Source organism: Rhizobium moroccans, assembly GCF_057559155.1.
This window is the reverse complement of the sequence record NZ_JBHFJG010000039.1, coordinates 133,762-145,608: the sequence shown is the minus strand read 5'-3', so window position 1 is coordinate 145,608 and position 11,847 is coordinate 133,762. Positions and strand designations below refer to the sequence as shown.

Annotated in this window: 7 protein-coding genes; 6 read left to right on the top strand and 1 reads right to left on the bottom strand. The window is 61.3% G+C overall.

Going from position 1 to position 11,847, the window contains the following annotated elements; all coding sequences use genetic code 11:
• Nucleotides 1-948 precede the first annotated feature (948 nt).
• Nucleotides 949-2,937 carry a PhoX family protein gene (locus tag ACE04I_RS18395; protein ID WP_046793444.1) on the top strand — a complete coding sequence of 663 codons (1,989 nt, stop codon included), beginning with the start codon at nucleotides 949-951 and terminating at the stop codon, nucleotides 2,935-2,937.
• Nucleotides 2,938-2,993: 56 nt separating this feature from the next.
• On the opposite strand, the gene ACE04I_RS18390 is transcribed toward ACE04I_RS18395, so the two are convergent.
• Nucleotides 2,994-3,809, bottom strand: a complete 816-nt coding sequence (locus tag ACE04I_RS18390; protein ID WP_046793443.1) for an ATP-binding cassette domain-containing protein — start codon at nucleotides 3,807-3,809, stop codon at nucleotides 2,994-2,996.
• A gap of 112 nt (nucleotides 3,810-3,921) precedes the next feature.
• Between ACE04I_RS18390 and ACE04I_RS18385 the strand changes: the two genes are divergently transcribed.
• The 5 genes from ACE04I_RS18385 (at nucleotide 3,922) to fhuB (ending at nucleotide 11,844) form a co-directional block, all read left to right on the top strand.
• Nucleotides 3,922-5,691, top strand: coding sequence for an ABC transporter ATP-binding protein (locus ACE04I_RS18385; protein ID WP_046793713.1), 1,770 nt, complete (start codon nucleotides 3,922-3,924; stop codon nucleotides 5,689-5,691).
• A 36-nt stretch (nucleotides 5,692-5,727) separates the two neighbouring features.
• Nucleotides 5,728-6,612, top strand: a complete 885-nt coding sequence (locus ACE04I_RS18380) for a helix-turn-helix domain-containing protein (RefSeq protein ID WP_046793442.1) — start codon at nucleotides 5,728-5,730, stop codon at nucleotides 6,610-6,612.
• A gap of 182 nt (nucleotides 6,613-6,794) precedes the next feature.
• Nucleotides 6,795-8,906: a TonB-dependent siderophore receptor gene (locus ACE04I_RS18375; protein ID WP_487207435.1), complete on the top strand. Its 2,112-nt coding sequence runs from the start codon at nucleotides 6,795-6,797 to the stop codon at nucleotides 8,904-8,906.
• 102 nt (nucleotides 8,907-9,008) lie between these two features.
• On the top strand, nucleotides 9,009-9,863 hold the full coding sequence (locus ACE04I_RS18370) for an ABC transporter substrate-binding protein (protein ID WP_487207500.1): 855 nt from the start codon (nucleotides 9,009-9,011) through the stop codon (nucleotides 9,861-9,863).
• Nucleotides 9,847-11,844: a Fe(3+)-hydroxamate ABC transporter permease FhuB gene (fhuB, locus tag ACE04I_RS18365; protein WP_487207434.1), complete on the top strand. Its 1,998-nt coding sequence runs from the start codon at nucleotides 9,847-9,849 to the stop codon at nucleotides 11,842-11,844. The genes ACE04I_RS18370 and fhuB overlap by 17 nt, the downstream gene beginning before the upstream one ends.
• Nucleotides 11,845-11,847 lie beyond the last annotated feature (3 nt).

Genomic DNA, 11,847 nt, shown 5'->3' with positions numbered 1-11,847 from the left:
AGGTTGATGATCGTCCCCCCGCGACGATCCCGCATGATGTAGCGCCCGCCTCGTGTCTCTTCCGCGATGCCGCTGCGATGTTTCACTTCGATCTGTGAATCGTCGGCCGTCTTTGCGTTCGCTTTCGCTTCGCGTTTCCGGCTCTTCTCCCCGGACCGCCTGGAGCGTCGACCATCCTCGCGATCGGAGCTTCTTTCTCGTCCGCCTTTTCCCTCGCTATTTCCCTTGCCTTCGCCTCGGCTGTCTCCTTGGCCCTCTCCCCTGCCTCCGCCTCGGCCTTGTCCTCCTCCTCCCTCGCCCCCGCTTCCTCCGTCTCCGTTCTTGGCAAGGGCTTTTTGCTCTCGCAGGAAAGAAGTCGGATCGCCGGAAAGCCGGTAAGGCGAGGCGGCACAGACAAGCGCCGAGGACAGGAGACCGAGACTGGAGAGAAATTTTCTGCGCGAGAACATGACGGCTTCCCTGTCATCGACAGCAATGGTGCTCAGCTTCTTCAATGTGGCGGCCGAAGGTGAAAGCCGCCAGTATTCTGCGGAAGAGTAAAAGACTCGCCGGCTGACCGACCGGCGAGCAAACGACCTGCGCAGGGAGGGACACGGCCGGCGCAGGTTTGCAGGACTCACGAAAATCGAGCGACCGCAAAATATTGTTTTCTGTCATCCCGTCCCTACCGGCCATGCGAAGCCCAAGTCGCGAAAATATGAGCTCGTGGCTCCTACCTACCTTAAGTCTGGAACGGCCCAACCAGGCGACTGTTCCCGCATCCGCCGTCCATCGGACCTTTGCATTGCGCCTTTACGACCAAGGTCTTAGGACAGGATTTCATCGCCTGTGGAACAGGTGCCGTCACGAGAGCTATCCCGGATAACTGTCGCAAAACCGCAATACGACCTCTCTAGGTTTAGAACGGCTCCAAACTGGTAGTCTTCCCTTAAATCCCGGAGATAGGCGATGACCGAACATCTTTCTCAAAAGGTATTCCCGACCACCCAACTAGAAGATGCCGATGGCGACGGTCATAATCCGAGCATCAACCCGACCATGGGGGAAATCATCAGCAAGCGCTTCTCGCGCCGCAACTTTCTCCAGGGCTCGCTTGCCGTCTCCGCGATCGCGGCGACCGTGAGCCCTGTTGCGCTGATGACGGCGGAACAGGCGCGCGCGGCCGGCGGATCGGCCTTCTCCTTCCCGGAAGTCGAAGCCGGTGTGGACGCCAGTCATCATGTCGCCGAAGGCTATGATGCGGATGTCCTGCTGCGTTGGGGCGATGCGCTCTTCCCCGATTCCCCCGCCTTCGACGCGAAATCCCAGACGGCGGAGGCGCAGGCCCGCCAATTCGGCTACAACAACGATTACGTCGGCTATATTCCATTGGAAGGTTCGGCCGAGCACGGACTGCTTGTCGTCAATCACGAATACACCAATCCGCACCTGATGTTCCCTGGCCTCGTCAAGGTCGTCGACGGCAAGATCGAGCAGGGCAAGCTCTCGAAGGAACAGGTTGACATCGAAATGGCGGCCCATGGCGGCACGATCGTCGAAATCCGCAAAGTGGACGGCAAGTGGCAGGTCGTTCCGGAAGGCAAGTTCAACCGCCGTATCACCGCGACGACGGAGATGGCGCTGAGCGGGCCGGTCGCCGGTCATGACCGTGTGAAGACGTCCGCCGATGCGAGCGGCACCAAAGTCATCGGCACGCTCAACAACTGTGCGGGCGGGGTGACCCCTTGGGGCACCTACATCATGGCGGAGGAGAATTTCCACGGCTACTTCTCCGGCGAGCTCCCCGCCGATCATGCCGAAGCTGCGAACTACAAGCGCTACGGCGTTCCGGAAGGTGGCTACGACTGGGCGGACTATTACGACCGCTTCGACCTTTCCAAGGAGCCGAACGAGCCCAATCGTTTTGGCTGGATCGTCGAGGTGGATGTCATGGACCCGACTTCGACCCCGAAGAAGCGCACCGCGCTCGGCCGCACCAAGCATGAGGGTGCGGAATCCATCGTGGCTGAAAACGGCAAGGTCGTCTTCTACCTGGGAGACGACGAGCGCTTCGACTATGTCTACAAGTTCGTCACCGAAGGCATCTACAATCCTGACGATCGCGCGGCGAACATGGACCTGCTGGATACCGGCACGCTTTATGTCGCGAAGTTCAATGAGGATGGCACCATGCAATGGTTGCCGGTAGTGCATGGCGAAGGCCCGCTGACGGCGGAGAACGGCTTTGCCAGCCAGGCTGACGTGCTGATCGAGACCCGCCGCGCCGGCGATCTTCTCGGCGCCACCAAGATGGACCGTCCGGAAGACGTCCAGCCGAACGGCGTCAACGGTAAGGTCTACGTCATGTTGACCAACAATACCAAACGCAAGGCCGACCAGGTGGATGCCGCCAATCCGCGGGCGGAGAATGCTTTCGGGCATATCATCGAGATTGCAGAGGACGGCGGCGACTTCACCGCGACCTCCGGCAAGTGGGAAGTGCTCCTGAAATGCGGCGATCCTGCCGTGGCCGAGGTCGGCGCGACTTTCTCGACCGAAACGACCAAGAACGGCTGGTTCGGCATGCCTGACAACTGTGCGGTCGATTCGGCCGGACGGCTTTGGGTTTCGACCGACGGCAACAACAACAAGGCGACCGGCCGCACCGATGGCCTGTGGGCGGTCGATACCGATGGAGAGGCTCGCGCGACCTCGAAGCTGTTCTTCCGTGTGCCGGTGGGCGCCGAACTCTGTGGTCCGCTCTTCACGCCCGATGATGAGACGGCCTTCGTTGCCGTCCAGCATCCCGGCGATGGCGGCGAGGACTGGGATGGCCATGGCCGCCCGTCCTATTATGAAGACCTTTCCACCCGCTGGCCCGATTTCAAGGACGACATGCCGGTGCGGCCATCCGTTCTCGCCATCACCAAGATCGGCGGCGGCAAGATCGCCGTCTGACACTCGGCGCCGAGGCGGGGTGCCTGTTCGCCCTGCCTCCTCGACCCGACCCTTGGCTACTGCGCCAAGGCCACCAGCCGTCCGCTCGACGGCTGGTGGATAATATCCATGCGTACGTCGTAGATGCGTGCCAGTTCCTCGGGCGTCATCACCTCGTCCGGACGACCATTGGCAATGAGCCGGCCGGAGTGGAGTGCGATGATCTGATCGCAGAAGCGGGCCGCCATGTTCACATCGTGGAGCACCGTGATGATCGTGATGCCTTTTTCCCGGCAAAGATCATGGGTGAGCTGAAGCACTTCGAGTTGATGGCCGATGTCCAGCGCCGAGATCGGCTCATCGAGCAGGAGGCATGTGGCATCTTGCGCCACCAGCATGGCAAGCCAGACCCGCTGGCGCTCGCCGCCCGAGAGACTGTCCACCATGCGGTCGGCGAAGGGGCCGATGCCGGTCAGTTCGATCGCTTCCTCGACCTTTGCGTGGTCGGCCGCGGTGAACCGGCCAAGCGCGCCATGCCAGGGATAGCGCCCTAGCGCCACCAGTTCCTTCACCAGCATTCCCGGTGCCGCGGGCGTCCGCTGCGGCAAATAGGCCAGCCGCCGCGCAAAGGCGCGTGCCGGCCAGGTTTCCAGGGCCCGCCCCTCGAACAGGATCTTGCCGGATGCTGGCTCCTGCTGGCGACCGATCAGCTTCAGCAGCGTCGATTTGCCCGAGCCATTATGTCCGATCAGGGCAATGGACCTGCCCGCCGGCAGATCGAGGCTGAGCGGATGCAGAAGCACCCGTCCCTCGATCGCGAAACTCACCTCTTTCAGGGAAAGCAGTGGAGAATTCTGCACCGCAAGATGCCGTTCGTTCAAATGCAGTGTCATTGGAGCACTATCCGCCCGGATCGGTTTTCAATATGGAGAAATCGGCTCACCTTTCGCCAATTTCACCCGCATGGTCAACCGGCCTTCCATATTGCCCGCCTCGAGATTCAGCATGCTAAGCCGTTTCTTCACCTATTACCGGCCCTATCGCGGCCTTTTCATCCTCGATTTTACCTGCGCGATCCTCTCGGGCATCCTGGAGCTCGCCTTTCCGATGGCGGTGAAACTGTTCGTCGACCGGCTGCTCTTCAGCCAGGAATGGCTGCTGATCCTGCTCGCTTCGGCGGCATTGCTCGTCGTCTATGCGGTCAATACCGGTCTCATGGTCGTCGTCACCTACTGGGGCCACATGCTCGGCATCAACATCGAGACGGACATGCGCCGCGCCGCCTTCGATCACCTGCAGAAGCTTTCCTTCAGCTACTACGACAACCAGAAGACTGGTCATCTCGTCGGCCGGCTGACCAAGGATCTCGAGGAGATCGGCGAGGTCGCCCATCACGGGCCGGAAGACCTCTTCATTGCGGTTATGACCTTCGCGGGTGCGCTGGCGCTGATGTTCTCCGTCAACTGGCAGCTCGCGCTGCTCACCGCTGTCATCGTGCCGCTGACCGCCTGGGTGACGAGCCGCTACGGCAGCCGCATGACCCGCAACTTCCGCAGGCTCTTCGACCGGGTCGGCGCTTTCAATACGCGCATCGAGGAAAATGTCGGCGGCATCCGCGTCGTGCAGGCCTTCGCCAACGAGCAACACGAGCGAAGGCTGTTCGAAGAGGACAACCAGAACTATCGCCGCGTGAAGCTCGAAGCCTACAAGATCATGGCCGCGAGCACATCTCTGAGCTATATGAGCATGCGCCTGACGCAGATGATCGTGATGATCGGCGGCGCCTATTTCGTGCTCGCCGGCGAACTCACGACCGGCGGCTTCATCAGTTTCCTGCTGCTGGTCGGCGTCTTCTTCCGTCCCATCGAAAAGATCAATTCGGTGATCGAGACCTATCCGAAGGGGATCGCCGGCTTCCGCCGTTTTACCGAGCTTATCGATACGCAACCGGATATCGCCGACGCACCGGACGCGATAGACGTCGATCATCTGAAGGGCGAGATCGTCTACGAAAACGTTTCCTTCGGATACACGCCTCAAAACCCGGTCCTGCGGGACATCGACCTCAATATCCGCGCCGGCGAGACAGTCGCCTTTGTCGGTCCGTCGGGCGCGGGCAAGACGACCATCTGTTCGCTGCTGCCTCGCTTTTACGAGATCCTTGACGGTAGCATCACGATCGACGGGATCGATATCCGCAGGATGACGCAGCGATCGCTTCGTCAGCAGATCGGGATCGTGCAGCAGGACGTCTTCCTCTTCGCAGGCACGATCCGCGAGAACATCGCTTACGGCCGACTTGAAGCGAGCGAGGCCGATATCCTCGAAGCCGCCCGCCGGGCCCACCTGGAAGACATGCTTGCAGCTCTTCCCGAGGGGCTCGATACGATCATCGGCGAACGCGGCGTAAAGCTTTCCGGTGGTCAAAAACAACGCGTGGCGATTGCCCGTATGTTTTTGAAGAATCCGCCGATCCTCATTCTGGACGAAGCCACTTCCGCGCTCGACACCGAAACCGAACGCGCGATCCAGCGGTCGCTGGCGGAGCTCGCCGAGGGACGCACCACGCTTATCATCGCGCATCGTCTCGCCACCATCCAGGGCGCCGACCGGATCGTCGTCATCGATGGAAACGGCATCGTCGAACAGGGTACCCATCAGGACCTGGTTGCTCGGGATGGCGGCGCCTATAACCGGCTTCACGCCGCCCAGCTCGGGGCATCCGGCAGGATGCAAGGGCCGGCGTTGATAGCACCTCCAAAACTTGATAGGTAGAGGCTAGTTTTAGCTGATCGCTGCAGAGACACCGGCATGACTTTCCAGCCGAAGATGCGCAACAAGATCGAGGGTTTTTCGGTGATCGGCGGATTGCGGCGTCGTCACTGGAACGGCATTACTGCCGATCTTTGGGACGTGGAGTGCGCGTCCTATGCGGGCGGATACTATGTGGCGCGTGATCCCCGGCTGTTCATCCTGCTCGATCACCGCGGAAAGGGCCGTCCATCCGTCAAGCTCTCTCCGACCGCGCGCGGCGCCCCGCAGGATAGCCGCGAAAGCGCTATTTCGTATGTTCCTGCCGATATGGATCTCTGGGTCGATATCACGGATGTCCAGTATATCCGACATCTCGACCTGCATTTCGATGCCGAAACCATCAGCCGGCGCCTGATGGAAGAGATTGATCCGGCGCGCCTTAAAGATCCGCAATTGCTCTTTCACGATCCGCGCGTGGTGGCGCTTGCCGAACTGATAGCCGCGGAGGTGGCCAATCCCAAACCGCTTCACGACCTTTACGGAGACGGGCTTTCGCTCTCCCTCATCATCGATGTTCTGAAACTCACGAAAACCGCGCCCCGCCGGCGTGGCGCACTTACGTCCTGGCAGCTTCGGAAGGTAACCGATTTCATCGAGGCCAACTGCCTGCGCAATATCCGTCTTGATGAAGTGGCCAGCCTCGCCGGTCTGTCGCCTTCCCATTTCAGCCATTCCTTCAAGGCTTCAACCGGCATGGCGCCGCATCAGTGGCAGATGAATGCCCGCCTCGCGCGCGCCAAGCAGTTGCTGGCCGCGGAAGACCAGCCTCTGACCAATATCGCCGTCGAAACCGGCTTTTCCGATCAGGCGCACTTTACGCGGGTATTCCGCAAGCATGTGGGAACAACGCCCGCCCGCTGGCAAAAGGCCCGGCGAGCTTAGGAACATCACGAAGTTCTGCTCGACAAAGTAAAATTTGCCCAAGAACATTCAATTGCCGTGGAACCAGGCAAGCCCCGCAAGTAAATCTGAGTTAATGGCTCATCTTATTGCGTTGCCGCATATGGCTAACTGGGGGCAAGACGATGCAAAGGGCTGCGGTTTTCAAGGTAAGAGCGGGTTTGATGGCCGGCACGGCAGCGATCGGCCTTGCGGCGGCCTGGCCCGCTTTCGCGCAGCAGGAGACGGTGCTCGAGCAGATTACCATCCGTGCCGATGCGGCGTCCGATGCTACAGGGCCAGTTCAGGGCTACGTGGCCAAGAGTTCTACCACGGGTTCGAAGACCGGAACGCCGCTCAACGAGATTCCCCAGGCCGTTTCCGTCGTCGGAAAGCAGGAGATGGACGACCGCGGCGTGGTCAACAAGGTCGATGAGGCGCTGCGCTATACGCCGGGCGTCGTCGCCGCGCCTTACGGAACAGACCCGGATACCGATTGGTTCTATATCCGCGGTTTCGAGGCCACACAGACCGGCGTCTTCATGGATGGCCTGCATCTCTTCAGTTATGGCTTCGGCGGGTTCCAGATCGATCCGTTCATGCTCGAACGGGTCGAGGTGCTGAAGGGGCCGGCTTCCGTCCTCTATGGCGGCTCCAATCCGGGCGGCATCGTGAACATGGTGCGCAAGCGGCCAACCGACGAGCCCTACTACTATACCGAGACTGGCATTAATAGTAACGGAAACGCCTTCGGTGGCTTCGATATCTCCGATAAGGTCGGGTCGAGCGACACCATGACCTATCGTCTGACGGGCAAGATCGCTGGCGGCGACAACTACTCCGACTACAGTCACGATCTGCGCGGCTTCATCATGCCGCAGCTGACGATTTCGCCCGACGATGCGACGAAATTCACGATCTGGGGCTATGCCGGTGCGCTCGATCAGGTGCATGTCGGAAACGGCTTCCTTCCCTATGTCGGCACGGTCGTCGATGCGCCTTTCGGCAGAATTCCCCGCGACTTCTTCCCCGGCGAGCCGGATCTCGACAAGGGACGGTATGATCAGCAGATGATCGGCTACGACCTGGAGCACGAATTCGACGGGGGCTGGAAGGTCTCGTCGAACTTCCGCTACGGTCATCTCGATAAATATGAATTCGGCCCTTATCCCTATCTCTATGCTACGCCGACAGCGCTCAATCGCATCGGCTTCGAGGGAGATACGACCGCCGACAGCCTCGCCTGGGACAATCGCATCGAGAACGAGTTCGAACTGGGCGGCGCGACGCATAAAGTGATGGCCGGTATCGACTATCGCTACTATCGCATCGACAACGTTCAGAACTTCGTGTTCGGCTCGGGCCCGATCGATGTCATTGATCCGATCTATGGCCTGCCGCAGGTGCCGAACGGCCCGCTTTACGACGAAGTCCTGACGATGAACCAGGTAGGGTTCTACGCACAGGATCAGGTTCGCTTCGGCGAGAACTGGCTTCTCACCCTTAACGGTCGCTATGACTATGTCCATAGCAATTTCGACAACCAGCTCACACCGGCCAGCAGTTATAAAAGCTCCGACAACGCCTGGAGCGGCCGCGCAGGGCTTGCCTACGAATTCGACAACGGTCTGACGCCCTATGTGAGCGCCGCTACTTTCTTCAATCCTCTCGTCGGAACCGGGGCTTCCGGTCCTCTCGTTCCCGAGGAAGGAGAGCAGTTCGAGGCAGGCATCAAATTTGATCCGACTTTCTTCGACGGCACACTGACCGTATCCGTCTTCCACATCAACAAGCAGAACTACGTCGTTTCCCTGCCGACGCCCCCGTTCACGCGCTCGCAGCTCGGCGAGGTGGAATCGAAAGGCATAGAGCTCGAGGCCAAGGTAAACCTCAATGAAAATTGGCGGCTGCTTGGCTCCTTTACCTATACGGACGTCGAAGTCACCGAGAACCCGCTAAACCCTGCCCTGGTCGGCAAGACGCCTTACATCGTGCCGGACGTGACCGCCTCGCTGTGGCTCGACTATACGGTGACGACCGGCGCGCTCGAGGGCTTAAGCCTCGGCGCCGGCCTGCGATACAAGGGAGAATCCTGGGCCGATGAGGCCAACACGCTCAAGGTTCCGGATGCGACGGTGGTTGATGCGGCCATTCGCTACAAGAAGAACGATTGGACCGCTTCGCTGAACGTCGCGAACCTGTTCGACAAGGAATATGTCGAGAGCTGCGGCGGCATTGGCGCCTGCGGCTATGGCGATGCCCGCACCTTCACCTTCAAGCTCAGCAAAGTCTGGTAAGTTGACTCCAGAGGTGTGGTTTTGCAGGAAGGCCCGTAAACGGGCCTTCTTCTGCGACTGGAGAACCATTTGAGCAAACCATTTTCGCTGACGCGCAGGGCCATGCTGGCCGGGGCCGCCGCCTTGCTGGCGACCGCCGGACGGTCGCGCGCAGGGCAATCCGGCCCACGGGTGGCAACCCTCGACTGGGCGTTGATCGAGACGCTGCTTGCGATCGGCGCGAACGTGGTGGCGGGAACCGAGCTGCGGCAATTCCGGCAGGTGGCGGTGGCACCCGAAGTTCCGGGAACCGTGGCCGATCTCGGCTTGCGCGGTACGCCGAACTTCGAGGTTTTGCGCTTCGTCAAGCCGGACCTGATCTTTAATTCGAACTTCTATGCCTGGGCCGATCCCTTGATGAGCAGGATTGCTCCGGTCGAAAGCCATTCGGTCTATGTGCCGGGCCAGAGCCCCTATCAGCTTGCCGAACAGGCGACGCTCGCGATCGGCGAGCGGTTGCAGCTAGCCTCCGCGCGCGGCCTGGTCGATGAGCTTTCGGCACGACTCGACCGCTATAGAGAAGAACTCGCCGGTGGTGACGACCGGCCGATCCTGCCGATCAATCTCGGCGATGCGCGCCACTATCGTGTCTTCGGTTCGGACAGCATGTTCGGCGAGGTTCTGGCGCGGCTGGGATTGCCCAATGCCTGGGCGGGAACGACCAGTTATTCAGCCATGGCCCCGGTGGGGATAGAAACGCTCGCCACCATGCCGGATGCCTGGATCGTGCTGATCCCGCCGCATCCCGAGGATGCGTTCCGGGCATTGACGGAAGGCGCCTTCTGGAAAGCGCTGCCGGCGGTGCGCGAGGGCCGGGTTCTCACCATCGGTTCGGTCAATCCGTATGGGGCCCTGCCCGCGGCCGGCCGATTTGCCGATTTTCTGGCGGAGGGACTTTCCAGTGCCCGAAACCGCTAGTCTTTCAGCGAGTAGTCGCAGGACCCGGACGGGGTACGTTCCCGCCATCATCCTCGGTCTTGCCTGCGTGCTCAGCTTCGCCCTGCTGCTCATCTATCGGCCCGGCGTGCCTGGAGACCCAGCCACCGCTGCGGCCCTCGACGATCTCCTGTTCTGGAACAGCCTTTTGCCACGCGCCGCGATCGCGCTCATTTCGGGTGCAGCCCTCGGTCTTGCCGGCGCGCTCCTGCAAAGGGTATTGCGCAATCCGATCGCCGACGCCTCGACGCTCGGCATCGCTTCCGGAGCGGAACTGGCACTCACCCTCGGATTGAGCTTTTCGCCCTTGCTCATCGGCGCGTCGCGCGAACTCCTCGCGTTCGGCGGCGGGCTCGCTGCTCTCCTTATCGTTCTCGTGCTGAGCTGGCGGCGCGGGCTCGATCCGGTAACGGTGGCGCTCTCCGGCATGATCGTAAGCCTGATTGCAGGCTCGCTCAGCGTGACGACCATTCTGGCGCGCGGCGAATATGCGATGTCGATCCATATATGGGGCGCGGGCTCGCTCAGCCAACAGGATTGGAGCGGCGTGCTGTCACTGGCGCCGCGAATGGTACTCGGTTTTGCCGCAGCACTTTTCCTCAGCCGGCCGCTGACGGTCCTGGCACTCGATGATGCAAGCGCGAGAAGCCTTGGCGTGGCGCTGCAAACGGTGCGCTTCGCGATCCTTCTGCTTGCCGTCTGGCTGTCGGCCTCCGTCACGGCAACGGTCGGCATTATCGGCTTTCTCGGCCTGGCTGCCCCGACCTTTGCTAGGCTTTGCGGCGCCCGCACCACAAGCCAGGTCATGCTGGCAGCACCGCTTGCGGGAGGCGCGATCCTCTTGCTGGCCGATTGCCTCACGCAATTGCTCGGCTCCGGCTTTTCCGATTTCGTGCCGGCGGGAGTGGCCACCGCGCTTCTCGGCGGTCCCTTGCTGCTCTTCCTGCTGCCACGCGTCCATGGCTTTTCCGCCGTCACGGTGGAAGCCGGCGCGGGCATCCGTCGCCTTGGTGCGCCCGCAAGAATGCTGACCCTGCTTGCCTTCCTGCTTGTCGTTTTCCTCGGGATCGCGCTCGTGCTCGGGCGGAGCGACGCCGGCTGGAACATCGCTACAGGCGCACTTCTATCCGATCTCCTGCCGTTCCGCCTGCCACGCATATTGGTTGCGATGGGCGCAGGCGCCATGCTGGGGGCCGCCGGCCTGATCATGCAGCGGGTTACGGGCAATCCGCTCGCTAGTCCCGAAGTGCTCGGCATATCGAGCGGCAGCGGTGCCGGACTGACCCTGGCGCTTCTTTTCTTCGGCTTTCCCTCTTCGCTCCTGATGATTGCAAGCATGGCGTTCGGTGCGCTGGCTGCCTTCGGCATCATGATGGTGGTCGCCGCCCGCTCCGGCCTGTCTGCGGAACGGCTGCTTCTCGCAGGGATCGCGGTAGGCGCGTTTTCCATGGCGATCGTAAGCATCGTTCTCGCCCAAGGCGATATGCGAAGCTATACCTTGCTCACCTGGCTTTCCGGTTCCACCAGCCGCGCAGGGACATTCGAGGCGTGGACGGCGCTGATCTCGCTGGCCGTACTGGTGGCCCCGCTTTTCCTGATGACGCGCTGGCTTTCCATACTGCCGCTCGGTTCGGGACTTTCCAGAAGCGTCGGGTTGCGGATCATGCCCTCCCGGCTCGTGCTGGCCGTCCTGGCGGCACTAATGACGGCGATCGCCTCTTTCCTCGTGGGCCCTCTGAGCCTTACCGGGCTGATCGCTCCGCACCTGGCGCGGCTTATCGGTTTTCACCGACCGGCTCACCAACTGCCGGCCACGCTGTTGATCGGCGCCGGCGTGTTGGTGTTGGCGGACTGGCTGTCGCGTGTGGTGATCTATCCCTATCAGGTACCCGTCGGGCTGTTCGCGGCCCTTATCGGCGGGCCTTACCTTCTCTGGCTGCTCACGCGAAGGGAGCAGCCATGAGAT

Bases quoted from the DNA above. Each gene is read 5' to 3' on its own strand.
- ACE04I_RS18385 (WP_046793713.1), top strand. From the start codon at position 3,922: ATGCTAAGCCGTTTCTTCACCTATTACCGGCCCTATCGCGGCCTTTTC.
- ACE04I_RS18370 (WP_487207500.1), top strand. From the start codon at position 9,009: ATGCTGGCCGGGGCCGCCGCCTTGCTGGCGACCGCCGGACGGTCGCGC.
- ACE04I_RS18395 (WP_046793444.1), top strand. From the start codon at position 949: ATGACCGAACATCTTTCTCAAAAGGTATTCCCGACCACCCAACTAGAA.
- ACE04I_RS18380 (WP_046793442.1), top strand. From the start codon at position 5,728: ATGACTTTCCAGCCGAAGATGCGCAACAAGATCGAGGGTTTTTCGGTG.
- ACE04I_RS18375 (WP_487207435.1), top strand. From the start codon at position 6,795: ATGGCCGGCACGGCAGCGATCGGCCTTGCGGCGGCCTGGCCCGCTTTC.
- ACE04I_RS18390 (WP_046793443.1), bottom strand. From the start codon at position 3,809: ATGACACTGCATTTGAACGAACGGCATCTTGCGGTGCAGAATTCTCCA.